Consider the following 25,848-nt stretch of genomic DNA (forward strand, 5'->3'; position numbering starts at 1 on the left):
AGATGCGGCCTCACGAAGGTGATCCATCTGATGATTACGTTAGGAAAAGGTTCAACCTCGGTGCGCCATCGCCGAGGTTTTGCTATTCATAGCGATTTTTTTCGTAATAATAACGTAAAAGAGAGAGAAAATTACGATGGTATCAATAATTAGTAATGAAAAAAGCAATAATTGGGAAAAATAGTACTGTCTGCAGGTTAATCACCTTTAATAGCAGGAAATATTAGATGTTCGTAGAATGATCATCTTATGCTTTTTCTTAATATCGGTTACACTATGCTGGTAGATCGTTACTGATGGCAACGATTTAATAAGTTACGTAGAAAGACGAGAGGTGTACATAGGTGAAATCAACAGTGGAAAAGATAGACCAGAATAAGGTTGTATTGGAAGTTGAAGTGCCTGTAGATAAGTTTGAAGTAGCATTGAATAAAGCTTACAAAAAAGTTGTTGCCAAGGTGAGTATACCAGGCTTCCGTAAAGGCAAAGCACCACGTAAGATTCTAGAGCAATTTTATGGTCCAGAGGTCCTCTTCGAGGATGCACTGGAGATTATTGTTCCAGAAGCTTACTTTAATGCTGTGGAAGAGCACAATGTTGAGCCCGTAGACCAACCAAACTTTGACATGGTTCAACTAGAATTAGGCAAACCTCTTATTTTCAAAGCAACAGTTGCAGTTAAGCCAGAAGTTGTTCTGGGTGAATACAAAGGTCTTGAATATAAAGCTGAGCCAGTGGAAATTACTGAGGAAGCAGTTCAACAACAACTGGAAAATTTACAAAAACGTCATGCTAGAATGGCAGAGCTTTCTGCTGACAGCGAAGCTCAAATGGGCGACACTGTAATGATTGACTTTGAAGGTTTCAAAGACGATGTTCCTTTTGAAGGTGGCAAAGGAGCAGATTACCAGCTAGAATTAGGTAGCAACACCTTCATTCCTGGCTTTGAAGAAGCTCTTGTGGGAGTCAAAGTAGGGGAAGAGAGAACATTGGACTTGACCTTCCCAGAAGAATATCATGTTGCTGAACTAGCTGGCCAACCTGTCAAGTTCGTAACAGTCATAAAAGAAATTAAACGTAAAGAATACGCACCTATTGATGATGAATTTGCTAAAGATGTAAGTGACTTTGATACATTAGCAGAACTTACTGAAGATATTCGCAAGAATTTACAGACACAAGCTGAGCAAGCTAAAGACAGAGAGATTCGCAATAGCCTTATCGACAAAGCTGTAGAACAAGTAGAAATTAGCATTCCTGAAGCAATGATCAACGAGCGGGCAGAGCAGATGATGCAAGACTATGGTAGACGTTTGGAATATCAGGGCATATCTTTAGATAACTTCTTAGAGATGACCAAACAAAGTAAAGAGAGCTTGATGGCTAACTTCCTACCAGAAGCTGAGAATTCTGTAAAGAGAGATCTAGTTCTACAAGCAATTGCTAAGGCTGAAAATTTAGATGTAACTGACGAAGAGATCGATAAAGAAATCGCTGAGTTAGCTGAAAACTATCGCCAACCTGCTGATGTGTTGCGTAAACTATTGGTAGACAATGGTCAGCTCAGTAGCCTCAAAGATGGCATGAAAGCAGACAAAGCAATTCAGTTTCTTATCGACAACGCATCTGTCCAAGAAGGATAGAATTGCCAATTTGTTGAACTAGACCTCAAGGTGAGACATAGACTGAACTGTGTATGAGGAGGATACCGTGGATGAGTCACTTGGTGCCTATGGTTGTAGAGCAAACAAATCGTGGTGAACGTGCTTATGACATTTATTCACGATTATTAAAGGACCGAATCATCATCCTTGGTGGACCAATTGATGATACTGTTGCCAATCTAGTAGTAGCTCAATTGCTTTTCCTAGAAGCAGAAGATCCTGACAAAGATATCCACCTGTACATTAACAGCCCCGGTGGTGCTATAACTGCTGGGTTTGCCATATATGACACCATGCATCTGATTCGCTGTGATGTATCAACAATATGTGTAGGGATGGCAGCATCGATGGGTGCTTTCTTGTTGGCAGCTGGTGCGAAAGGTAAGCGTTATGCTTTGCCGAACGCTGAGGTTATGATTCATCAGCCTCTTGGTGGCGTAAGAGGCCAAGCGGCCGAAATCGAAATCCATGCTCGCCATATTCTAAAAACAAGAGAGCGCCTTAACAAAATACTAGCTGACCGAACAGGTCAGCCCTTAGAACGAATCGAAAGGGACACCGACCGAGACTACTTCATGTCTGCAGAGGAATCGAAATCATATGGTATCATTGACGGGGTGATGGAGTTCAAGCCGGCCAAGGCATGAGTAGCAGAGAGGTGAGTTTATGTACAAAGGTTTTGGTGACGACAAAGGTCAACTTAAGTGTTCTTTCTGCGGAAAGCTACAAGATCAGGTCAAAAAGCTAGTAGCCGGCCCTGGTGTCTACATCTGTGACGAATGTATTGAACTTTGTAATGAAATTATTGAAGAAGAATTACAAGAAGAAAACAGCTTTGATCTAGGAGACATTCCTAAGCCCAGGGAGATTCGAGAGATCCTTGACCAATATGTAATTGGTCAAGATCAGGCGAAAAAAGCTTTGTCCGTAGCAGTCTACAATCATTACAAGCGTATCAATCTTGGTTCTAAGATTGATGATATTGAATTGCAAAAATCCAATATTGTCATGCTAGGACCAACTGGTAGCGGTAAGACATTGTTGGCTCAGACATTAGCGAGGATATTAAATGTTCCTTTTGCCATCGCTGATGCTACATCGTTAACAGAAGCTGGTTATGTCGGTGAGGATGTAGAAAACATCCTGCTGAAGTTAATTCAAGCCGCCGATTACGATGTAGAAAAAGCAGAAAAAGGTATTGTTTACATTGATGAGATTGACAAGATTGCCCGTAAATCAGAGAATCCATCTATAACCCGTGATGTCTCTGGTGAAGGTGTCCAACAAGCTCTGCTAAAGATTCTTGAAGGAACAGTCGCTTCAGTACCTCCCCAAGGAGGAAGAAAGCATCCTCATCAAGAGTTCATTCAGCTTGATACGACCAATATTCTCTTCATTTGCGGCGGTGCCTTTGACGGTATTGACAAAATGATTATGAATAGGGTTGGCAAGAAGTCCATGGGCTTTGGCGCTGATATCCGTGGCAAAGAAGAAAAGAAAATCGGTGAGATTTTACGAGATATCTTGCCTGGTGACTTGTTGAAATTTGGGCTAATCCCTGAATTTGTTGGTCGCTTGCCTGTTATTGTAACTCTAGACGCTCTAGATGAAGAAGCACTGGTACGCATCCTTACTGAACCAAAGAATGCCTTAATTAAGCAATATCAGAAATTCTTCGAACTAGATCAAGTGAACTTAGAGTTTACAGAAGAGGCCTTGAAAGGTATTTCTGCAGAAGCTATTAAGCGTAATACTGGTGCTCGTGGACTACGAGCTATTCTAGAAGAAGTTATGCTTGATGTTATGTTTGATATCCCCTCTCGTAATGATGTTAACAAATGTATCGTCACCAAAGAAGTGATTGCTAAACAGCAAGAACCAGTTCTTGTTACCAGTGATAGGAAGAAGAAAAAGGAAGAATCTGCATAGAATTACAGAAACCCCTGAGGGACATTCTCCCTCAGGGGTTTTTCCATGGTTATAAAAAAAGAGGCAAGATGAATACTAAGGAGGATTGGTAACTATAAGAAACGGAGTGACCTGTATTGTCTTTCTCGTCTAGCTTAAATTGGTTTTTGGGATTGCTCCAGATATTCTTTATCATCATCATCGGCACCTACTTCTGGCACTTGCTTCGCAACCAGCAAAGTAACAAATCAGCGGTGGAGAGAGAATCAAGAAAAGAACTGGACAGATTACAACTCCTACGAAGCATTAGTTTATCTGAACCACTTTCTGAGAAAACAAGACCTAGTAACTTTTCCGAAATTGTAGGGCAGAATGAAGGCATCAAAGCGCTGAAAGCGGCGCTCTGTGGTCCTAATCCTCAACACGTATTAGTCTATGGACCACCCGGTGTGGGTAAAACAGCGGCGGCAAGGTTAGTATTACAAGAAGCAATAACTAATCCTTTGTCACCTTTTCGGGATGATGCTAAATTTATTGAAATTGATGGTGCCACTGCTCGTTTTGATGAACGAGGTATCGCTGATCCGCTCATTGGTTCTGTCCATGATCCTATTTACCAAGGTGCCGGTGCAATGGGTATGGCTGGAATCCCACAACCTAAGCAAGGTGCTGTTACGAAAGCCCATGGAGGAATTTTGTTTATTGATGAGATTGGTGAGCTTCATCCCATTCAAATTAACAAAATGCTAAAAGTCCTTGAGGATCGCAAGGTCATCCTGGAAAGTGCTTACTATTCCAGCGAAGACAACAACATACCTGGCCATATTCATGATATTTTTCAGAATGGTTTGCCAGCAGATTTTCGATTGGTCGGTGCTACAACGCGATTACCTCAAGAAATACCTCCTGCCATTCGCAGTCGTTGTTTGGAAATCTACTTCCGCTCTCTAAACGGAGAAGAAATAGCCATAATTGCTAATGGTGCGGCAGAAAAGATGTCTATGAAACTTCCAGAAGAAGCTGTAAAAGTTATACAAGAATACGCTACTAACGGTCGTGAAGCAGTTAATATAGTACAAATAGCAGCAGGAATTTCGTTAAGCAGTGGAAAAAATGAATTAGCTATAGAAGATATTGAATGGGTTGTCCATTCAGGTCAATATAACAGAAGACCAGATCGTAAAGTACCTACAGAACCACAGATTGGTCTCGTCAACGGTCTTGCTGTTACAGGCCCTTCCACTGGTGTGCTGATGGAAATAGAAGCAACTGTTATTTCTGCAAAAAAAGGTAAAGGTCTAATCACTGTTACAGGTATTGTTGATGAAGAGGAATTGGGAGGAATGGGTGGTAGAAAAATAAAACGAAGAAGTTTAGTAAAAACTTCTGTTGATAACGTTGTAACAGCCTTGCGCTGTAAAACAGATATTGAACCAAGAGACTGGGATATTCACATTAACTTTCCAGGAGGGACGCCTATAGATGGACCTTCTGCAGGTATTGCCATGGCCACAGCAATATACTCAGCTATTAAAGCAGTACCAGTTCATCATAAAGTAGCTATGACAGGGGAAATCTCAGTACGGGGACATGTAAAGCCTATTGGTGGTGTCTTAGCCAAAATTGAAGCGGCTCGAATTGCAGGAGCTGAACGAGTCCTCATACCAAAAGAAAACTGGTTAGAAAGTTTCAAGATGATTGAAACTCCCAAAGTAATTCCCCTTAGTACGCTCGAACAAGTTTTTACGGAAGCTTTGCTAGATACAGCAGAAGATAGTAAAGAAGAAATTATGGAAAGCTATGAACTGATACCTGCCACAGCATTTGGGGCTGTTGCTGGTGATTCCATAGAAGAAAGATCAACCCTATGACAAAAGGGTGGGATTTCCCTCATGAATATAGTAAAATGAGGATATTCCTCAGCCCGCAACAGGTTACAGGAGGTGCCCCTTATGACAGAAGAAAAAAAAGAGCGGCAAATTGAACAAGAACTGCCCCTCTTACCTCTAAGAGGGATTATCGTTTTCCCATATATGGTCATCCATCTTGATGTAGGACGGGAACGTTCCGTAAGTGCTGTCGAAGAAGCGATGGCCCAAGATCGCCTTATCTTTCTAGCCACACAAAAAGAAGCACAAACAGACCAACCAACAGAAGATGATATCTACAATATCGGGACTGTAGCAGAAGTAAAGCAATTGCTTAAATTACCTGGTGGAACAATTAGAGTCCTCGTAGAAGGTTTGGCTCGAGCAACTATTCAAGAATATAGAACGCTAGAGCCTTATATGAGAGTACAAGTGCGAGAGCATGTGGAAATAGAAGAAAAAACCTCCACTATAGAAGCTCTAATGCGTTCTCTAGTCAATCAATTTGAGCAATACGTCAAAGTTTCGAAAAAAATCCCCCCTGAAACTTTCGTTTCTGTTGTGGCTGTAGAAGATCCTGGTCGATTTGCTGATATCATAGCTTCTCATCTTAACTTAAAGACACAGGACAAACAAGAAATCCTAGAAGCACTAGATGTATCGAAGCGCCTAGAACTACTATCAGAAATCTTAGCCAAAGAGATGGAGATTTTAGAATTAGAGCGTAAGATTAATGTTCGTGTCCGTAAACAGATGGAAAAGACGCAGAAAGAATATTATCTACGCGAACAGATCAAGGCAATTCAAAAAGAATTGGGCGACAAAGACGATAAACAAGCAGAATCAGAAGAGTTGCGGGATAAGATTCAAAAAGCTAAATTGCCCAAAGAAGTCAAAGAAAAAGCCTTGAGAGAACTGGAAAGACTAGAAAAAATGCCACCAATGGTTGCAGAAGCCACCGTTGTGCGTAATTACTTAGACTGGTTAATAGCACTTCCTTGGTCTAAGCAAACTAAAGATCGCATTGATGTAGAAAAAGCAGAAGAGATACTAAATGAAGATCATTTTGGACTTGAAAAGGTAAAAGAAAGAATTATCGAATATCTAGCTATTCGTAAATTAGTCCAGAAACCCAAAGGTCCAATTATCTGTTTTGTAGGTCCTCCTGGTGTTGGCAAAACGTCACTAGCTCGTTCAATTTCTAGAGCCTTAGAACGTAAGTTTGTCCGCTTATCACTCGGTGGTGTTCGTGATGAAGCAGAGATTCGTGGTCATCGGCGTACCTACGTAGGTGCCATGCCTGGCCGTATTATACAAGGAATGCGTACTGCTGGAACTAGAAACCCTGTTTTTCTACTTGATGAAATCGATAAGATGACTATGGATTTTCGTGGCGACCCAGCTTCAGCATTACTAGAAGTATTAGACCCAGAACAAAACAGCACATTCTCAGACCACTTCATTGAAGTTTCTTTTGACTTATCTAAAGTCATGTTTATTACCACAGCTAACAGTACCCATACCATACCTAAGCCACTGCTCGATCGCATGGAATTGATTCATATCTCGGGATATACAGAAGAAGAAAAAGTACGGATTGCTCAAGATTATCTCATACCTAAGCAAGTAGAAGATCATGGCTTAACTAATGAGCAATTACAAATATCAGAAAATACTTTGCGACGAATTATTCGAGAATACACTCGTGAAGCTGGCGTACGTAACCTAGAAAGAGAAGTAGCCTCTCTGTGTCGTAAAAGTGCCAGAGCTATTGTCAAAGACCCCCAGAAAAAAGTATCTATATCTTCTGGCACTTTACCTACTTTTCTCGGCATACCTCGTTACCGTTATGGTTTGGCTGAGCAGGAATCGCAGATTAGTGTAGCCACTGGTTTAGCTTGGACTGAAACAGGTGGTGACACCCTAGCTATTGAAGTAGCTCTATTGCCTGGGAAAGGCACTTTATCTTTAACGGGTAAGTTGGGCGACGTAATGAAAGAGTCCGCTCAAGCAGGGATTACCTATGTACGTTCACGAGCAAAAGAACTAGGCATAGACGAGAAGTTTCATCAGGACAATGATATTCATATTCACGTACCGGAAGGAGCAATCCCGAAAGATGGCCCTTCAGCTGGTATTACTATGGCTACTGCCCTAACGTCAGCATTGACTAAACGTCCTATTAACAATGAAGTGGCTATGACAGGTGAGATCACACTGCGAGGGCGTGTACTTCCTGTTGGTGGTATAAAAGAAAAAGTACTTGCCGCCAATCGAGCTGGTTGTACCAAAGTAATTCTTCCTGCACAAAATAGAAAAGATCTAGAAGATGTGCCACCTAACGTAAAAAAGAAATTAAAATTTATGCTAGTTGAGCACATGGACGAAGTTATAGCCGAAGCTTTGCTAGATCAACTGCCTGCTGATAAAGCAGAACCACCTGTGACATTAAAAAATGATAATGGTAACGGCACAGCTTATCACAACGAAATACCCACAGGACTACAAAGCTAAGAGTAGGCTTTTTTTATCAACTTTTACTTTTTGTCCAACAACAATAGGGGTGACTTTCGTTTCCTGTCACCCCTGCTTTTTTTTAACAATAGAATCTGGAGGAATCAATGGAAGAACGTAACGAAGAAGCTTATCGTATTTTGGAATCAGAATATGTAATTAGTGCGGTAGCTCCCGCCCAGTATCCTGAACTAGAATGGCCAGAAGTAGCACTAGTTGGACGTTCTAACGTGGGCAAATCATCATTAATCAATAAGATATGTAACCGAAAGAATCTAGCACGGACCTCATCTAGACCGGGAAAAACGCAGACCCTTAACTTTTATCGTATTAACAATGAAGTACATCTTGTGGACTTGCCTGGTTATGGCTATGCTAATGTACCAAAGTCATTAAAGTCGACTTGGGGCAAAATGATGGAGCAATATCTCAAGAGCCGTGCTCAATTACGTGGTGTCCTACAGCTTATCGATATTAGGCATAGCCCAACTAAAGATGACGTAGCTATGAACGAATGGCTAGCCCATTTCCAAATTGCCACAGCCGTTATTATTACCAAAGCTGATAAAATATCGAAGGGCCGGTATGCTCAACATGTCAAAGAAATTCGTCAAACATTGAACATAGCGCCCCATATTCCAACGATTATTTTCTCAGCCCAGACTGGTGAAGGCAAAGAAGATGTTATTGAACTACTCGATCATTTATGGCACTATGACGAAAAAACAGAGTCTTATGAAGAATAGGGACAGCTCTTTTATATAAGGGCTGTTTTTTTTTGCTTGTTAGGATGCACAAAAAAGTTAAGTAAGGCATAGCTTATTCCGAAGATGAAAAATGATAATGAAATTCATATTCGAGAAAAGGGTGTGTCATCTCATGTGTGGTATTGCAGGTTGGTTTGACAGTGAACGAGATCTTACGAACGAAGGGGCGGCGAGAGAACTACAGAAAATGGTTCGTACACTAACTCATCGTGGTCCCGATGCTTCAGCACAATGGCTATCAACACGAACAGCCCTGGGGCATAGACGGCTCATTGTGGTTGATCCTGCAGGCGGAGCACAACCGATGGTTAGAAAACAAGGTGACAATGAATTTGTCATTATATATAACGGTGAACTGTACAATACACCGGAATTACGGCTAGAACTTATTGATGCTGGTTATACCTTCCAATCACATTCCGATACAGAAGTACTGTTAAATGCTTTTATTCACTGGGGTTCTCGTTCTGTAGAAAAGCTAAATGGGATTTTTGCTTTTGCTGTTTGGGATGTAAAAAAACAGAGCCTCTTTCTAGCACGAGATCGCTTTGGTGTTAAACCTTTATTCTATACCAAACAGGGCAGTGCATTTTTATTTGCTTCGGAACTGAAAGCACTTCTAGCCCATGATTTAGTAGAACCAGCTGTAGATGTAGAAGGTTTGGCAGAAGTTTTTGCCATAGGGCCAGCTCGAACTCCAGGTCATGGTGTCTTTCGAGGTATAAAAGAACTGAAGCCAGGATATATGTTAGAGCTGAATGAGCAAAGCGAGAGAATTCGTCCCTACTGGCAATTGATTAGTCAGCCTCATGAAGATGATCTGGATAGGACAACTGATAAGGTTGCTCATTTGCTTGAAGATGCCGTAACGAGACAGCTAGTAGCTGACGTGCCTGTCTGTACCTTTCTATCAGGAGGTCTTGACTCAAGTGCTTTAACAGCTTTTGCCGCTAGAAAATATCAACAAGAAGGGGAAGTGCTCCATACTTTTTCTATTGACTACAGTGAAAATGACCGCTACTTTAAGCCAGGCGACTTCCAGCCTGATTCTGATCGACCCTGGATTGAGCGAGTATCACAACACTTTGGAACAGAACATCACTATGTAACCTTAGAGATTAATGAGCTTACAGAGTCTCTTTACGATGCTATGAGAGGTAGAGATTTGCCGGGTATGGCTGATGTAGATAGCTCCTTACTTCTGTTTTGTAAAGAAATAAAAAAAGAAGCAACTGTAGGTCTATCAGGAGAATGTGCTGACGAAGTTTTTGGTGGTTATCCTTGGTTTCACCGTAAAGATATATTAGAAAGTCATCAATTTCCTTGGTCCCCTCTTCAAAGTGAACGATTCTCTTTTCTTTCAGCCTCTTTGCGTAATGACATAAAGCCTGAAAACTACTTATCTCGTCGCTATTGGGAATCGATTGAAGAAGTACCGAAACTAATTGGTGAAGATCCTATGGAAGCAAGAAGAAGAGAGATTTCCTATCTGAATATTCAATGGTTTATGGCCAATTTATTAGATCGCAAAGACAGAATGAGTATGGCTACTGGATTAGAAGTGCGAGTACCTTTTTGTGATCATCGTCTTGTAGAGTATGCATGGAATATTCCATGGCATATGAAGGCCCATAATGGTCGTGAGAAAGGCCTTTTGCGCAGAGCATTGACTAACTTATTGCCGGAAGATGTGATTGAAAGAAAGAAAAGCCCCTATCCCAAAACGCACCACCCAGCCTATCGTCAGGCTGTTATGACGCAATTACGAGAAGTGCTTCATGATAATTCTTCTCCCTTGCTGAATCTAGTCGACCGCTCCTATCTCTTATCGTTGTTACATTCTGAAGCGAGTCAAAAAGATGCACCAGAACGGCCTTGGTTTGGCCAATTGATGACATTGCCGCAGTTCTTTGCTTATCTATTACAAGTAAATATGTGGCTTCGTGAATATGGTGTAAAGATCTGCTAAGGAGCTGTCATATCTATATAAGGTAAAACTCTATAGATAATGGAAGGAGTGAGCCGGTGAAGATAGGTCATGTACGCAAGATCTATCCTGGTGCCAACAGTTCTGGTGGTTTTTTTTCTTTCTATGATCAAGTGATTGAACCAGATTGTACACGTATCCTTGTGATCAAAGGTGGTCCTGGTGTCGGGAAATCTTCTTTGATGAAGTCTATTGGTTCTGTAATGTTAGAAAAAGGCTTGGACATTGAGCATCACTGCTGTTCTTCGGATAACGAATCTATTGATGGTGTAGTCATCCCTGCTATAGGAGTTGCTTTACTAGACGGCACAGCACCCCATGTAGTTGACCCTAAAAACCCCGGTGTGGTAGACGAAATCATTCATCTTGGCGATCACTGGAATGAAACGAAACTGGTCAGCTCTAAAGCAGAGGTAATTCGTTGCAACCGTCAAGTTGGTCGCTTTTTTGCTATTGCTTATAGCCGGTTACGGGAAGCAAAAGTGGCCCATGATGAATGGGAGTCTTATATTACCGAAAGTATGAATTGGCCTGCTGTAAATAAAGTAGCACAAGAAATTGAAGAGCTTCTCTTTGATGGAGTTATAGCAAATTATCAACAAGAGCCCAAAGTGCGTCATCTTTTTGCTAATGCTATTACACCTGGAGGTCTTGTTAACTATGTGCCAACCTTACTGGATGGCTATAATCATAGTTACGTAATTAACGGAAATCCAGGCACAGGGAAGTCAACTATTTTGGCTAGAATATTAGAAAAAACTAAAGCTCTTGGATTAGATTGTGAAGTCTTTCATTGTCCCTTTGATCCCAAGAAAATAGATCTTATATTAATTAAAAAACTAAAAAGTGCCCTAATTGCAGACTCAGAATTATTGCAATTAGATCTGAGTAAGAGCACACCTTATCAGTGTACTTTTAACCTCAACGACTTGATTAAGCGTAAAAATTTAGAGCTCTGGGCACCTGATGTCGCATCGGCTAAGGAAAGGTTTTGGAATGTGCTTAATGAAGCTATAAAAGCAATAGGTAAGGCTAAATCATGTCATGATGAATTAGAAAATTACTATATTCCTCATATGGACTTCAATGCTATCAATGCTCGTAGAGATAGAATCAGAGAAAGAATTCTAGAATATGCAAAGGAGCAAAAAGTTTTATAAGCACAAGATAGCTTGCACCTCCTGGACCAAAAAGTGTCCAGGTTTTTTTATTAATTATTTTTTTGTATTGAATGATGTAGCTAATCTTTGGGAAAAATACTTACTAAATTATAGACAAATATAATAGATTCACAGGAGGAAACAGAATGAATTTGCTACAAGATAGGGTTACACGAGAAAAGGCACTGCAGAAATTAGATGAAGAACATCAACGCTATAGACAAGTCTTAGAAGCGACATATGCTTTATCTGAAGAAATGATGCAAGCTACTTTAGAACCTTTACACAAAGAGTTGATAGCTATTCGAGAACAAATAGAAAGCATCAAAACTACTGCTCTATCCCAAGAAAAAATAGAGGTAACAGAGCGAGCTTTGGAGAATGAGAAGAAGGAACAAGAAGAAAAGAGAAGTTCTGCAAGAGTAAGAGGTAATCGTAAAAAAGAGGAGAGAAGCCCTAAGAGCAGAATTCGTTGGGGCAATACGGACGAAGAAATTCGTAAAACTGTCTTTGAACAACTTCACTCTTTAGAGCAAAAAGGTAAGGATATTACTATTACAACGATAAAATCAGAAGTACCTAGCATGATGCGTTATGTTTACGGTGATAAAGCGCTTTTTAAGGGTATTGGTGATTTAATGGATGAGTACAAAGACGCTAAAAACAATGAAGAAAAAGAAGTAGAAAAAAACAGTACTTTCATTTCGCGAGTTATAGAATTGCCTAATATCGATAACAATGACTTTGATGGACCTGGAACAGATCCAGATGCGGGTGCTATGCCTATTGTTACGGTAGAACAGGAAGCGGCTTTCTTTCGAAGTGAGTAAAAATAGTTTATCGACGGGAGAAACTATTAAGCTTCTTAGAGAGCTTTGAGCTTGCGACTGGAGAAGGTATCTGCTCGTACCTTCTCCAGTCGCAGAAATGGTAAAGGCGGTTTATGTTGTCAGTAAGAATAGCTAAAGTTATAAGCCTTACTTTACGATACTAACTGATGAGGAGTGATAAAAAAGATGTCTGCTATGAAACCGATTGATGTTTTTTCATCTTTACCGCCTCTAGCTATTAGTCCCACAGGTCAGGGAAAAAATAATACAGAAGGACCTGCCTTTCAACAGTTGCTTGATAATAAGCTAAGTTCCCAAGAGGATCAACTGATCCAGGCATTACATAATGAGAACAACAAAAAAAATCAAAACAGAGGTTCAGAAGAAGACAAGAAACTTCGTGAGCTATGTCAGGAATTTGAATCCATATTTATTTATCAGATGCTAAAAAGCATGCGCAATACTATTGATCGCTCTGACCTCATTCCAGAAAGTCCTGGTCGACAGATCTGGGAGTCTATGCTAGATGAGGAATATGCCAAGGAAATGGCCAAAAAAGAAGATCTTGGTTTGGCCAGACTCCTTTACCAAGATTTGAGTGGCCAAAAATAATAAAAGCCAACGCCAAGCTTGCGAAAAACTACTCGCAGGCTTTTTCCTTTTTAATACAGGCGCAGGAACAATTATACCCCTTCTCGAAATAGTCTAATAAGAGGTTGCAGAGGGGGTATGGTTTGTGGCAAAAATAAGAGGTTCTAATTCAATCTATAGAGTAGAACGTAGACTTGCTTCTCAAAATCTATCGGCCCATATTGAACCTCATCGATTTAACTTCTCTTCAACAGAAGAACTAGATTCCTCGGCAACGCCCCTGATAGGGCAAGATAGAGCAATTCGAGCTCTGGACTTCGGGGTTGCTATTAAAAATCATGGATTTAATATTTTTATAACGGGACCTGTAGGGTCAGGCAAAATTGACTTTGCTCTGGACAGATTGAAAGAAAAGGCTGAACAGGGAGATGTACCTCCAGATTTACTTTTTGTATATAACTTTCAAGAGCCTTCGAAGCCTAGCTTAATAACTTTGCCAGCAGGTATGGGCAAAGAATTTCGCGATGACATTGCCTGGTTAACTGATGAGATGGGTAAAGAAGTACGCAAAGCTTTTGAGAATGAGAATTTTGAAGAACAGAAAAATGCCTATCTACAGCAAGTAGAAGCGAAGTTATCAGAAGCTTTTCAAGAGATGGAGCAAAAAGCAAAGCTAGAAGGCTTTGTCTTACAAAAAAGTTCTAATGGGATTTTTACAATTCCTATTAATCATGCCGGCAAAGCTATGACCAAAGAGGAGTTTGAGACATTAGAAGAAGAAGAACGTCAAGCAATTACAGAGCGAGAAAGGAATCTAGAATCGCAATTAGCTCACATTGTTCGTCGTACTCGCAATTTGCAAAAAGAAACCTCAGGTCATCTTAGTGATATGGAAAAAGAGACGGCAAAGCAAGCTACTTCTCGTCTCCTTGAGTTATTAGTAGAAAAATATAATGATCAAGAAAAAGTAAAAGCATACCTGTTTGCTTTTCAAGAAGATATGATACAGCATTTAGATGATCTAAAAAGTGTTCATTCTGATGATGAGACTGTTGAATTACCGCTGTCCATGTCAGCGCTCAGAAAAATGGGTAAAAAAGATACTACTTCCCGCTATGAAGTAAATATTTTCGTTGAACAGAAGCATCAGCAAGGATCTCCTGTTATTGTTGAAATGAATCCAACTTATGCTAATTTATTTGGTAAGTTAGAGTATAGTAGTTCTTTCGGAAGTTTTGTTACCGACTTTACCATGTTCAAAGCTGGTGCTATTCACTATGCTAATGGTGGTTACTTGATATTACCGGTCAAAGAATTGTTAACTGCTCCGGGAGCTTGGGAATCTCTGAAAAGAGTGCTCAAAAAAAGAGAGATGATTATAGAGAATCTCAGTAATCAACTGGGCTTGTCTTTGACAGCGACAATTAAACCTGAGGCACTTCCAATTCAAGTAAAAGTTATATTAATTGGCCACCCTAAGCTATATCATCTTTTGTATCAGCTCGATGAAGATTTTCGTAAACTATTCAAAGTCCCTGTAGACTTTGCCAGCTTTGTAGAGCGTAACGAGATAACAGTAGATCAATATGCCATCTATGTTAGTTCAGTATGTAAACGAGAAGGGTTGTTGCCTTTTGATAGTGCCGCTGTTGCTGTTGTCATTAACTATGCTAGTAGGTTAGCTGGTCATCAGCGTAAATTATCAGTCAATATGGAAGCGTTGAAAGATCTGCTAGTGCAAGCTTCGCTCTGGGCTCAGCTAGACGGTGCGGACCTTGTTACGGCAGAGTATGTTCATAAAGCGGTAGAAGAAAAGATCTATCGTGTAAGCCGATTGGAAGAACAAGTGCGCGAATTGATGCAAGAAGGTACTATTATGATTGATACGGAAGGCGCAGTTATGGGGCAGGTCAATGGGCTAGCTTTAATGCATGTAGGCGATCATCTCTTTGGAAAACCAAGCCGTATTACGGCAACTATCTATATGGGTCGAAGTGGCATTGTGAATATAGAACGAGAAACACAGATGAGCGGCCAAAGTCATTCCAAAGGAATTATGATCTTATCTTCATTTTTTGCTTCTCGTTTTGCCAAGGAAAGGCCGCTTGCTTTTAGTGGTACTCTTACTTTTGAACAGCTTTATGAAGGTGTGGATGGTGACAGCGCTTCTTCTGCTGAACTTTATGCTCTAATGTCAGCTATTGCAGAAGTACCTATTGATCAGTCTATTGCTGTTACAGGATCTGTAAATCAGAAAGGTGAGATTCAGCCTATTGGGGGCGTCAATGAGAAGATTGAAAGCTTTTTCCGCCTCTGTGAGCAACGTGGGCTAAGAGGTGATGAAGGCGTTATTATACCTGTACAAAACAAGGCCCATCTTATGTTGCATCGAGATGTTATTAAGGCTGTGGAAGAAGAGCGCTTTCATATCTATGGAGTTAAAAACATCGATGAAGGTATGGAGATTTTAACAGGCCTAGAAGCAGGTACAGCAAGCACTGATGGCACTTATCCTGACGATACTATCAACGGTATGGTTGCCCAAAAACTACAGGCGCTCAATGATAAATGGCGTAAAATTAATCTTACAGGTACAAAGACAAGTAGCAAAAAAGAAGTAGCTCCTAAGAAACCCAAAAAACGTTAAAAAGATAGTGAGCTATCCTTGGTGCGAGTACCTTTGGTAGCAGTTTAATGGTGGTCAAACTATGAAAAAACCCTGGAGAATCAACTTCTTCCAGGGTTTACTTTTCTTTACTTCGATGGGGACCAGGGTCACTAGGTTTATCAACAGCTGGTTGCTCATCAATGAGAAGATCATGGCCAAGGTTGTTGGCTTCCTCTGTTAGAGCTAAGTGGTCTAGCTCAGTAAAACCACCAGTTGCTTCAAAAGTACTTTTTTCTTTTTTACCAGGTTTCAATTTCTACCTCCTCTTCGAAGGTATCGTCAATGTTATTCTTTTTCTTTTCATGGAGATCATCATTTTTTGTGAAATCGTCATTGCTGGGAATGATATGATAAGGCAAGAATGGTGCACCTCCTTTGTGACTTACAGCTAGCATGTGCTGTAAGCGTGATAATCATACTCCTACAAGGAATTTAAATAGTAAAGTTGACAATTCTTCATTAATAGCAAATCAACTGTTACGCAAATATACTATTGAAAAGAATAACCCCCTAGGGGTATAATAAGAACTGTGAAAAGCAAACTATCAATTAACTAAGCTATTCTTTAGTTTAGAAGGGAGGCGTTACACATGCCTATGTATGAATATCGTTGTATACAATGCACTCATCTTTTTACCATGTTACGCTCCTTTGACGATCGAGATGGACAAATTCTTTGTCCCCATTGTCAATCAGATCGAGTTAGACGGTTAATCAGCTCTTTTGCAAGCACTAATTCTTCTTCCGGCAATAATAATTGCGGTGGAGGCGGATTTTTCCGGTGAGGCTAAGCTTTAGGGAGCCAGTTTGGTTCCTTTCGCCAACATGAAGAAGTAAAGCAGAAGTAAACCATTTTTCTAATAATGCTATGTTCTTACCCAATTTGGGTTTGTCATAACTCCCTCTATGTAAGCCTCCAGAGTTTTCTGGAGGCATCTTTTTTTAACTTAAGGTCAATTGCTTAATGAACTTGTAAAGAAGATAGTCCTAGAGCTTTTCTTTTCGTTTCAATTTCGTTGATATAGATTTGGACTGTTTTTTCAGCATCGAGCTCTACAACTACTTTACCTAAGCCTAACTCGGCTGTTGTTTCCGTCAGCGTTTTGACAACTACGTCACTGCCTGTAATAGATGGAACTGGCGCCACATGGACCATCCAACCTAAGGCTATGGCTGTACAAGCATCGGCTACTGCTTTTTGTTCTAGATATTCTGGTGCTCCAATGACAAGAGGTAGCATGTTTGTATCAACGTTGAGGGCATCGGCTAGCTCTTTAGCTGTTAGGGTCATTTTACCAATGTCAACACAAGCACCAAAATTAAGAACTGGTGGGATACCAAGAGCTTCACAAACTTTGCGAAGGCCAGGGCCTGCTTCAGCGGCGGCGGCTGGATCTGTTAAGCCGCTGTATTGCATGACGCTGGAAGTGCAACCGCCTGATAGAACTAGAATGTTGTTTTTGATCAGGCCTTGCGTAATTTTGAAGATATTACTACCACCCTGGCCATACCGTGCTGTAGTACAACCGACGATAGTTGCAATGCCTCGAATGTTGCCATTGGCGATTTCATCAATAAGAGGTTGGAAAGAGCCTCCTAAGGCGGCTTTTACTGACTCTGTAGAGAAACCGACCATGCATTTGTCACTTACATAAGGTGGGATATAGACTTGTCTTTTCTCTTCTTTTCTGGCTTTGAAAGAATCGAGGGCCATTTGGAGAGCTTTTCTAGCCTGCTCACGCATGATTTCAGGACGGAAGTCAAGCATTTCTGAATCAGGCATGCGAATTACTGGATCGACAGATAACATCTTGGTGCCGTAGCGTTTGGCGTAAAGTGGCAAGGTAGGTACTGTGCAGTTGTAATCATAAGTCCACAAATCGACTGCACCAGTAGCAAAAAGATATTCTTCAGAGAGCCATTCACCTTCTTGGTTGCCAAAAGCTTTCAAGTCATGAACGCCGGAATAGTTCATCATCTGCTGTCCTTCACAGACGTGACCTAGCACTTGTAAACTTTCTGCACCAACTTGCTTTGCTTTTTCCTGCCATTCATCGGAAGAAGCTTCTTCAACAAGTACATGAGCAAAGAGTGGCATATGACCATTGGTGATGATATTGACGCGATTTTCCTTAAGCAGGCCCATGTTCTGTTTTTTGATTGTCGGCTGTTGTGTACCCATGAGAATTTCTTGGATAATGTTGAGCATTAAGAGGCCCTGGTATTCATTGGCAATACCTAAACGTACCGATTTAAGTAGAAAATAGATGGGATCGGCGTTCAGGTTAGTCATGCACATGGTTTGTGCCATAGCTACTTCGGCATTAGCACCACCAGGGAAGATATCTAGTTTACGCCACAGTTCTTTTCTTTTGGAAGGGGCAAAAGCTTCAGTCGTTTGGGATGGTTCATAATGAGGGCGGCAAATGTCAGCAATGACCCAATCAGCAAAATCGGCGGCTAAGTCGTTAATGTTTTTGTTTGTATCGAGACCAGCTAGAGAAGCCCAATGTTTCAATTTTTCAGGTTCACGGATTTTTAGGCCACTTTCTGGATGGTGAGCGGCCGCTTTGAGAGTACGAGCCGCTTGATGACAGTGATAGACATTGGCGGCTGTTCCGATGGTAACATGGCGATACATAAAGTTACGTGCTACCATGACATGGGCATCAACACCACAGACACCACGTTGAACTTTGCCAGAGATGCGGCAAGGACCATTAGCGCAAAGTTGGCAAGACAAACCTTCAACGCAAAATTTACAGCGAACTTTTTCTTGCTCTGTGAAGCGATCGAAAACATTTGTTAAGCCTTGTTCATGGACGGACTTGTACATAACGCGCATAGCTGGATCGATAATTACGTTGAGTGGATAGCCTTCTTTAGTCTGATCGTCTTTGTGAGCTACATGCTCTCTTTGCCAGCGGTGCACTTCTCCTGGTGGTGGTGCTACTTTTTCATCAATCATAAACTTAGGAACTTTATCATGGTCATCGTGATGAGCTGATGGGTCGTTTGTACCTGAAGAGGGATGGCTTGTGGGGGCATGTTCTAGCGTTTTGCCAGGGATGGTAGGATCAGTAGAATGCTGTAGATCTCTAGAAGAATAATCACCGGACGGTGTAGGGGCCATCGATTTGCCTTGGCCTTGTCCAGACATTTTTTTGTCGTTGCTCATTAAGCCGACTCCTTATTATCTTATTGCTTATTGAATCAGGAATTTTAATGGCAAAAATTTTTAGAAAGACCGAGGGAAGAGCTTCCCCGGTCTTTTTATATAGGAATGTTTCCGTGATAAATAAGGATCTTTCCCTAACAAATAAAGATATTTTAATAAAAAGTTAAAAGCTACCAAAAGGATTTTGGTTAGACTTGTAAACTGAAGGACTGTAATCTCCACTAATGGAGCCAGTAGTACCTGCTCCAAAAGTGTTTTGTTGACCATAGCCACTACTTTGACCCATAGATATTGGTGAAGTATAAGAAGAACCAGAACCACCGATCATGGATGTGGAAGTAAAGGGTTGACTCATAGTTGAGCTACCAAAGTTCATTGAACCAATGGGAGAAGTACTTCCCATACCAATATTAGAAGTGCTCATGCCAATTCCTGAAGAGCCCATACCCATACCGGAGGTGCCCATACCTGTTCCCATTGTGTTAGTACCCATAGTTGTTGTATAAGGACTCATAGTTTGTGTACTTGTTCCAAAAGTTGGCGTATCACCACTGATACCAGTAGTACCATAACCACTAGTGCTATAACCTGTAGTGCTATAAGGCGATGTTGAAGTCATTACTTGAGAATGACTGGCTAAAGACTGCAATTGTTGTGTCATTTGAGAGCACATATTTTGTACTTGTCGAAGTTGGCCGCTGACTTGGCTTTCGCTTTGAGCAATGGAGGTCAGTTGTTGTTGATTACGACGCTCTGATTGTTCCATTTGGTTAACCATGGACTCAACCTGGCGTAACTGAGATTGAAGACTTTGAATTTGCTGTTGCATAAAGGCATCCATTTTTTGAATTCCTCCTTGGTTATAATGAGATATCTATAGTTAAATCTCCCCTTATGGAAGGGCTTGTAATCGAGGAGGATAATGGAAATTATGTTGCTTTGATGCAAACCTGGAGGATGCCTTAGCTCGTTTGCTAAGGCATCCACCGTTTTTCTTCACAAGTTACTTGGCGTAAAAGTATGCTTATCCTAAGTAAAGTTGTTGTGCTAATGGCACCACCACAGCGCTTCTAATTTTTTGAGTTCAAAGATACCTATTATCTAGGTGTCTCAGACTGAAGATGAAGCCCATCTCATTGGAGAATTGTATGGAAAAAGATAAACAGAGAGTTAGTTCAAAAAATGGTTAAAAATGTCGAATAACTTTTGGCTATACTTGAATTTTTCGCTGATTTTATTTATAATAGTGTGAAGCGGTATTTTAACAGGCCCTGTTCATGATCGGGCAAGTGCTTTTTTTGAAATACTTTTCTTTCTGGAAAAACCGTTATAGGAGGGTAATAGGTTGACGATTAACCTCAAAAAAGGTCAGAAGGTTGATTTGACCAAAGGTGCTTCAGGAATCTCAGAACTTATCGTCGGACTAGGCTGGGATCCCGTCAAAAAGTCGGGCGGTGGTTTGTTATCAGGATTGTTCGGCGGCGGTGGCGGTCAAGATATTGATTGTGATGCTTCTGTGTTGATGTTACAGGAAGGTGATCGCCTCCATGAAGCGGTTTACTTTGGCCAATTGAAGAGCAAATGCAAAAGTGTCGTTCATACTGGCGATAACTTAACAGGAGATGGCGATGGGGACGACGAACAAATTTTTGTTTCATTGAACAAAATACCTTCGTCCATACATAAGCTTGTCTTCGTTGTTAATATCTATCAAGCTGTTCAGCGCAAGCAAGATTTTGGTATGATTCAAAATGCTTTCATTCGTATTGTTAATAAAAATAACAACGTGGAACTATGCCGTTATGACTTGACAGAGAATTATAGCAAACAAACGGCGCTGATAGCAGGAGAAGTCTATCGCTATCAAGGTGAATGGAAGTTTGCCGCAATTGGACAAGGTACAACAGATCCATCTCTAAAAGAGCTAGCGAGCCGTTATTCCTAACGGTTACGCTCGATCTGCTCTTTGAGATATATTATGTAGGAGGGATTCTTCGTATGGGTATCAGTTTATCCAAAGGTCAAAAAGTTGATTTAACCAAAGGTAATGCGAGTCTGAAAAAGATTGGGATTGGACTCGGTTGGGACACCAATAAATATGATGGTCAGCATGATTTTGATTTGGATGCCTCCGTTTTCCTAGTTAGTCCTTCTGGTAAAGTGGAAAACGATAAGAACTTTATTTTTTATAACAATCTGCAAGATCCTTCTGGCGCTGTTGTTCACTCTGGTGACAACCGGACCGGTGATGGTGACGGCGATGATGAGTATGTTTCCATTGAACTGGACAAAGTTCCAGAGAACGTTGCCAAGATTGCTTTTACTGTTACCATTCATGACGCGCCAGAACGCAGTCAGAATTTTGGACAAGTAAGCAATGCCTACATTCGAGTCATAGACGAAGCGACAAACAATGAACTGATGCGTTTTGATTTAGGAGAAGATTTCTCTGTTGAGACAGCCGTTGTAGCTGGTGAGTTATATCGTCACCAAGGGGAATGGAAATTTAACGCTATCGGTTCTGGTTTCCAAGGCGGTTTAGGTGCATTATGTAATAACTACGGTCTAAGCGTATAATTGTGTGAACTTTGCGAAACAGGGGTGTCTGATGGGCACCCCTGTTTTTCAAAACTGGAGGTGATTTTTTGAGCCAATCGGTTCAAAAAGGACAAAGAGTCGATGTAACAAAAAGTTATCCTGGATTGGATAAAATTTCAGTCGGCCTTGGTTGGACATGTGAAAAAATGGCAAACATAAACATTGAGGTTGATGGTGCTGCTTTTTTACTTGATTCTCAAGGGAAGTGCCTTCACGACGGCCTTATGATTTTTTATGGACAACAGCAAGGCCTTCAAGGAGCGATTGTTCACCAGAATGCATCTCCTGTAGACAAAGAAAATTTTCAAATTCATCTAAAGCAGATTCCAGGTACCGTTGAACGCATTGCTTTTACTATTACCATTCACGAAGCAGAACAACGCAGACAAAGTTTTGCCAATGTATCTAACATTTACATTCGAGTCATGAATGGGCAAAATGGTGGAGAAATCCTGCGCTTTCCCGTAGGTCCTTTTCAGCGAGAAACGGCCATAGTCGTTGGTGAATTGTACCGACATAAAGGTGAATGGAAATTCAATGCCATTGGGGCGGGCTATCATGGGGGCTTGGCTGCCTTATGCAACAGCTATGGTCTAGAAGTGATCGACAAACCATCACCACCTCCACCACCAAAACCAACACCTCCGCCGCCACCGACACCAAAGCCTAGGCCGACACCGCCACCGACACCTCAGAACAATCCTTCGCCTGTGCCAACAGAGGAAAGAATCAGCCTTTCTAAGATTGAGTTGAAGAAAAAAGGCGACCGCATTAACTTGGAAAAGCGTCAAGGGCAGTCCTTGGGCCATCTGGTTGTCAACTTGAACTGGAATCAGCGTGGTGGTGCACCGAAGGAGACTGGATTCTTTAAAAGTCTCTTCGGGGGTGCTTCTTCACAAGGCATTGACCTCGATCTCGGTTGTCTCTTTGAGTTAAAAAATGGAAAGAAGGGTGCCATACAAGCTTTAGGAAATTCCTTTGGCTCACTCCAGCAAGAGCCCTTTATTATGCTTGACAAGGATGATCGAACCGGTGCTTCTACAGAAGGTGAAAACCTATTGATCAATGGCATCAAAGTTCGAGAGTTCAAACGCATTCTGATCTATGCTTTTATCTATGAAGGAATTACCAACTGGGCGCAGGCTGACGGTGTTGTCACAATCAAGCCACAGACTGGTGCAGAAATCGTAGTACGAATGGACGACCATTCGCAGAGCCAGGGTATGTGTGCCATTGCTTTGTTGGAAAATGTCAACAATGAAACGTTTAGTGTAGAAAAAATAGTTCGCTTTTTCAAAGGCCATCAAGATATGGATCGTGCCTTTGGATGGAACATGAAATGGGTCGCCGGTTCTAAAGATTAACATAACTGCAGGGGGCAGCCATGAAATACGATATTGTCGGCTTAAAAGACGAAGAAGTTGAAAAATCGCGGGCAGAGCACGGATCGAATGAGTTAACCTTACAAGATTCAGAAACTTTTTGGGAAAAGCTTATCGGCAACTTTAAAGATCCCATCATTATGATTCTTGTAGTAGCACTCTTGATCAATGTCGCACTGGCTTTCGCAGGCTTTGCGGAATGGTATGAAGGTGTGGCCATTGCGACGGCTGTTCTATTGGCAACGATGGTTGCAACCTTTTCAGAGCACAAGAATGAAGCATCTTTTCAGAAGTTACAGGAAGAAGCTTCAGAAATTACGAATAAGGTTTTCCGCAATGGTCAATTGGTAGAAATTGCTGTCCATGACATTGTTGTAGGCGATAAAGTTGTTCTACAACCTGGCGATAAAGTGCCAGCCGACGGTAGAATTGTGCAAGGCGAGATGAAGGTGAACCAGGCTTCCTTGACCGGTGAGTCGGAAGATGTTATCAAGAGACGAGCGTTCGATGTTCAGGTAGGCGATAGGAATGACTTAAACAATCAGTTCTTTGCCTTTCGCGGCACTGTCGTTACGGACGGTGAAGCGATTGTGGAAATTGAGCAAGTGGGAGATAAGACGATCTATGGCCGTCTAGCCAGTGAGCTAAACGGGGAAGAGCGAGATTCTCCATTAAAGGTTAAGCTTTCTGCCTTGGCCGAGGGCATTAGTAAGTTTGGATACATTGGTGGTTCCTTTATTGCTCTTTCTTTTATCTTCAAAAAAGTTTTCCTTGATCATTCTTTTGATATGGTGCAAATCGCAGCCTATGTTAGCAACTGGCAAGGCTTTTTGAATGATATCGTCACTGCTTTGATTCTAGCCATCATCATTGTTGTTGTGGCTGTACCGGAAGGTTTGCCCATGATGATCGCCCTTGTCTTGTCACTGAACATGAGAAAGTTGTTGAATGCCAAAGTTTTGGTCCGGAAAATGATTGGTATCGAAACAGCAGGCAGTTTAAATATTCTGTTTACTGACAAAACGGGTACGTTGACGAAAGGGCAATTGGAGACTGTCCTTTTTATGAACGGCGATCGCCAGTCCTTCCCTAGTTACAAGGGCATGCCGAAAGAATTGCAGGATTTATTAGCACTCAGTGTTCGCAATAACTCTTCCTGCGTTATTACGACGGATGGACAAGGCCAACGGAAGTGTATTGGTGGCAACGCTACGGAACGAGCCATAGTTGCTTTTACAGACCTTAACTACGAACCCTCCTGGAACGTAGCTGTCGAAAAAAACATTCCTTTTAATAGCAAACGTAAATTTTCCATGTCACAAGTACAAGGAGATCTAAATCTAACGCTAGTAAAAGGCGCGCCAGAAACCATTTTGGACCGTTGTCGTTTCTACTATGATGAAAAGGGCCAGAAAAAGCCTTTCGACAATAAAAAAGCCCTTGTTCAAGAGATGGACACGCTGGCCAAACGAGCCATTCGTTTGATTGCTGTGGCAGCGAGCGAAGAGCCCATCGCTGGTGAAGATATGCCTAAAGAATTAACACTGGTTGGTGTTCTTGGCATTCGCGATGATTTGCGCCAAGAATCGGTACAAGCGGTACGCGAAGCCCAGGATGCAGGCATTCAAGTGGTTATGATTACAGGAGACCGGAAAGAAACAGCCACGGCCATTGCCAAAGAAGTAGGTTTGTTAACTCAGAAAGATAGCCTTGTGCTGACATCTGCTGATTTGCAAGCCCTCTCTGACAAGGAATTGCAAGCATTGTTGCCTCGCCTTCGTGTCGTTGCTCGCGCCTTGCCGACGGACAAAAGCCGGCTTGTGCAAATAGCACAGAGCCTAAATATGGTCGTAGGCATGACAGGCGATGGCGTCAATGATGCACCGGCCTTAAGCAAAGCCGATGTTGGTTTTGCCATGGGTAGTGGTACAGAAGTGGCCAAAGAATCAGGCGATATTGTAATCTTAGATGACAATTTCTCTTCCATTACCAAGGCTGTACTTTACGGACGTACCATCTTCAATTCGATTCGCAAGTTTTTGGTATTCCAATTGACCGTGAACGTGGCGGCCATTACCGTTGCTTTCTTGGGGCCTTTCTTTGGCGTTGATTTGCCTTTGACGATGATACAACTGTTATGGGTCAACCTCGTCATGGATACCTTGGCGGCCTTGGCTTTCGGTGGAGAACCGGCACTTCGACAGTACATGCAGGAACGGCCGAAACGACGTGATGAGTCTATCATCAACACCGATATGTGGTCATCCATTCTGACCAATGGCCTTTCTATCGCAGCAATGAGCATTGTCTTCTTGAAGTACCCACCTGTTCAAGGCCTATTTACCAGTGAAGCGGCTTTCCTAACAGGCTTTTTTGCCTTCTTTATCTTCTTGAATAACTTTAATAAGTTTAACGCACGGGTGGAAGGCCTGAATCTGTTTAGTCACATCGGCAAAAATACAGGCTTTATCAATGTGGTGTTACTTATCTTTGTCGTGCAGATTGTCTTTACCTATATTGGTGGCGATGTTCTACGTACCGTGGGATTAACTTTCACTGAGTGGATCTATGTATTAGCCTTTTCGGCCATCATTATCCCTATCGATCTAGCGCGGAAAGCGGTACGCAATATGATGAGCCCTAGCGAGGACAAATCCTATAATACTTCTGAACTTTCGACACAGACGGAGTAAGAGATAGAAATTTGATGGCGCCCTAATGCATACATTGCAA

Annotated in this window: 20 protein-coding genes; 17 read left to right on the plus strand and 3 right to left on the minus strand. The window is 41.6% G+C overall.

Annotation, left to right across the window (positions count from 1 at the left end; all coding sequences use genetic code 11):
* Window positions 1–30 precede the first annotated feature (30 nt).
* The 12 genes from F9B85_RS14910 (at window position 31) to F9B85_RS07995 (ending at window position 15,936) form a co-directional block, all read left to right on the plus strand.
* Entirely contained in the window at window positions 31–153 is a 123-nt protein-coding gene (locus tag F9B85_RS14910) for a hypothetical protein (RefSeq protein WP_279237747.1), read from the plus strand.
* Window positions 154–344: 191 nt separating this feature from the next.
* Window positions 345–1,643 carry a trigger factor gene (gene tig / locus F9B85_RS07945; protein WP_151619863.1) on the plus strand — a complete coding sequence of 433 codons (1,299 nt, stop codon included), beginning with the start codon at window positions 345–347 and terminating at the stop codon, window positions 1,641–1,643.
* A 71-nt stretch (window positions 1,644–1,714) separates the two neighbouring features.
* The gene (gene clpP, locus F9B85_RS07950; RefSeq protein ID WP_151619864.1) at window positions 1,715–2,311 is read left to right on the plus strand and encodes an ATP-dependent Clp endopeptidase proteolytic subunit ClpP; all 597 of its coding nucleotides are present in this window, start codon (window positions 1,715–1,717) and stop codon (window positions 2,309–2,311) included.
* 19 nt (window positions 2,312–2,330) lie between these two features.
* Window positions 2,331–3,593, plus strand: coding sequence for an ATP-dependent Clp protease ATP-binding subunit ClpX (gene clpX, locus F9B85_RS07955; protein WP_151619865.1), 1,263 nt, complete (start codon window positions 2,331–2,333; stop codon window positions 3,591–3,593).
* A gap of 116 nt (window positions 3,594–3,709) precedes the next feature.
* Entirely contained in the window at window positions 3,710–5,443 is a 1,734-nt protein-coding gene (gene lonB / locus F9B85_RS07960; RefSeq protein ID WP_151619866.1) for an ATP-dependent protease LonB, read from the plus strand.
* Between the two features lie 81 nt (window positions 5,444–5,524).
* Window positions 5,525–7,954 (plus strand): endopeptidase La, encoded by a 2,430-nt coding sequence (gene lon / locus F9B85_RS07965; protein WP_151619867.1) that lies wholly within the window; start codon window positions 5,525–5,527, stop codon window positions 7,952–7,954.
* A 107-nt stretch (window positions 7,955–8,061) separates the two neighbouring features.
* Complete coding sequence (yihA, locus tag F9B85_RS07970; protein WP_151619868.1) at window positions 8,062–8,700, plus strand: ribosome biogenesis GTP-binding protein YihA/YsxC; 639 nt, start codon at window positions 8,062–8,064, stop codon at window positions 8,698–8,700.
* Between the two features lie 133 nt (window positions 8,701–8,833).
* The gene (asnB, locus tag F9B85_RS07975) at window positions 8,834–10,690 is read left to right on the plus strand and encodes an asparagine synthase (glutamine-hydrolyzing) (protein WP_151619869.1); all 1,857 of its coding nucleotides are present in this window, start codon (window positions 8,834–8,836) and stop codon (window positions 10,688–10,690) included.
* A 56-nt stretch (window positions 10,691–10,746) separates the two neighbouring features.
* Window positions 10,747–11,868, plus strand: coding sequence for a PRK06851 family protein (locus F9B85_RS07980; RefSeq protein WP_151619870.1), 1,122 nt, complete (start codon window positions 10,747–10,749; stop codon window positions 11,866–11,868).
* A 146-nt stretch (window positions 11,869–12,014) separates the two neighbouring features.
* Window positions 12,015–12,698 carry a hypothetical protein gene (locus tag F9B85_RS07985; protein ID WP_151619871.1) on the plus strand — a complete coding sequence of 228 codons (684 nt, stop codon included), beginning with the start codon at window positions 12,015–12,017 and terminating at the stop codon, window positions 12,696–12,698.
* A 186-nt stretch (window positions 12,699–12,884) separates the two neighbouring features.
* Complete coding sequence (locus F9B85_RS07990) at window positions 12,885–13,310, plus strand: rod-binding protein (protein ID WP_151619872.1); 426 nt, start codon at window positions 12,885–12,887, stop codon at window positions 13,308–13,310.
* A gap of 124 nt (window positions 13,311–13,434) precedes the next feature.
* Entirely contained in the window at window positions 13,435–15,936 is a 2,502-nt protein-coding gene (locus F9B85_RS07995; RefSeq protein ID WP_151619873.1) for a Lon protease family protein, read from the plus strand.
* A gap of 97 nt (window positions 15,937–16,033) precedes the next feature.
* Here the strand turns inward: F9B85_RS07995 and F9B85_RS14380 are convergent, their stop codons facing one another.
* Window positions 16,034–16,210 (minus strand): hypothetical protein, encoded by a 177-nt coding sequence (locus tag F9B85_RS14380; protein ID WP_170270327.1) that lies wholly within the window; start codon window positions 16,208–16,210, stop codon window positions 16,034–16,036.
* Window positions 16,211–16,547: 337 nt separating this feature from the next.
* Between F9B85_RS14380 and F9B85_RS08000 the strand changes: the two genes are divergently transcribed.
* The gene (locus F9B85_RS08000) at window positions 16,548–16,742 is read left to right on the plus strand and encodes an FmdB family zinc ribbon protein (protein ID WP_151619874.1); all 195 of its coding nucleotides are present in this window, start codon (window positions 16,548–16,550) and stop codon (window positions 16,740–16,742) included.
* Window positions 16,743–16,918: 176 nt separating this feature from the next.
* On the opposite strand, the gene cooS is transcribed toward F9B85_RS08000, so the two are convergent.
* Window positions 16,919–19,135, minus strand: coding sequence for an anaerobic carbon-monoxide dehydrogenase catalytic subunit (cooS, locus tag F9B85_RS08005; RefSeq protein WP_243138113.1), 2,217 nt, complete (start codon window positions 19,133–19,135; stop codon window positions 16,919–16,921).
* Between the two features lie 163 nt (window positions 19,136–19,298).
* Window positions 19,299–19,976: a hypothetical protein gene (locus F9B85_RS08010; RefSeq protein WP_151619875.1), complete on the minus strand. Its 678-nt coding sequence runs from the start codon at window positions 19,974–19,976 to the stop codon at window positions 19,299–19,301.
* Between the two features lie 504 nt (window positions 19,977–20,480).
* Here F9B85_RS08010 and F9B85_RS08015 point away from each other — a divergent pair.
* The 4 genes from F9B85_RS08015 (at window position 20,481) to F9B85_RS08030 (ending at window position 25,808) form a co-directional block, all read left to right on the plus strand.
* Complete coding sequence (locus tag F9B85_RS08015) at window positions 20,481–21,080, plus strand: TerD family protein (RefSeq protein ID WP_151619876.1); 600 nt, start codon at window positions 20,481–20,483, stop codon at window positions 21,078–21,080.
* A 53-nt stretch (window positions 21,081–21,133) separates the two neighbouring features.
* Window positions 21,134–21,712 (plus strand): TerD family protein, encoded by a 579-nt coding sequence (locus tag F9B85_RS08020; RefSeq protein WP_151619877.1) that lies wholly within the window; start codon window positions 21,134–21,136, stop codon window positions 21,710–21,712.
* Window positions 21,713–21,780: 68 nt separating this feature from the next.
* The gene (locus F9B85_RS08025; protein WP_151619878.1) at window positions 21,781–23,097 is read left to right on the plus strand and encodes a TerD family protein; all 1,317 of its coding nucleotides are present in this window, start codon (window positions 21,781–21,783) and stop codon (window positions 23,095–23,097) included.
* 20 nt (window positions 23,098–23,117) lie between these two features.
* On the plus strand, window positions 23,118–25,808 hold the full coding sequence (locus F9B85_RS08030; protein WP_151619879.1) for a calcium-translocating P-type ATPase, PMCA-type: 2,691 nt from the start codon (window positions 23,118–23,120) through the stop codon (window positions 25,806–25,808).
* Window positions 25,809–25,848 lie beyond the last annotated feature (40 nt).

Origin of the sequence: Heliorestis acidaminivorans (assembly GCF_008933955.1) — a bacterium.
Lineage (GTDB): Bacteria > Bacillota > Desulfitobacteriia > Heliobacteriales > Heliobacteriaceae > Heliorestis > Heliorestis acidaminivorans.

Coding starts and splice junctions, on each gene's coding strand:
- F9B85_RS07990 (WP_151619872.1), top strand. CDS start 12,885: ATGTCTGCTATGAAACCGATTGATGTTTTTTCATCTTTACCGCCTCTA.
- F9B85_RS08000 (WP_151619874.1), top strand. CDS start 16,548: ATGCCTATGTATGAATATCGTTGTATACAATGCACTCATCTTTTTACC.
- clpX (WP_151619865.1), top strand. CDS start 2,331: ATGTACAAAGGTTTTGGTGACGACAAAGGTCAACTTAAGTGTTCTTTC.
- F9B85_RS08020 (WP_151619877.1), top strand. CDS start 21,134: ATGGGTATCAGTTTATCCAAAGGTCAAAAAGTTGATTTAACCAAAGGT.
- F9B85_RS14910 (WP_279237747.1), top strand. CDS start 31: ATGATTACGTTAGGAAAAGGTTCAACCTCGGTGCGCCATCGCCGAGGT.
- cooS (WP_243138113.1), bottom strand. CDS start 19,135: ATGAGCAACGACAAAAAAATGTCTGGACAAGGCCAAGGCAAATCGATG.
- yihA (WP_151619868.1), top strand. CDS start 8,062: ATGGAAGAACGTAACGAAGAAGCTTATCGTATTTTGGAATCAGAATAT.
- F9B85_RS08030 (WP_151619879.1), top strand. CDS start 23,118: ATGAAATACGATATTGTCGGCTTAAAAGACGAAGAAGTTGAAAAATCG.
- F9B85_RS08010 (WP_151619875.1), bottom strand. CDS start 19,976: ATGGATGCCTTTATGCAACAGCAAATTCAAAGTCTTCAATCTCAGTTA.
- lon (WP_151619867.1), top strand. CDS start 5,525: ATGACAGAAGAAAAAAAAGAGCGGCAAATTGAACAAGAACTGCCCCTC.
- F9B85_RS07985 (WP_151619871.1), top strand. CDS start 12,015: ATGAATTTGCTACAAGATAGGGTTACACGAGAAAAGGCACTGCAGAAA.
- asnB (WP_151619869.1), top strand. CDS start 8,834: ATGTGTGGTATTGCAGGTTGGTTTGACAGTGAACGAGATCTTACGAAC.
- clpP (WP_151619864.1), top strand. CDS start 1,715: ATGAGTCACTTGGTGCCTATGGTTGTAGAGCAAACAAATCGTGGTGAA.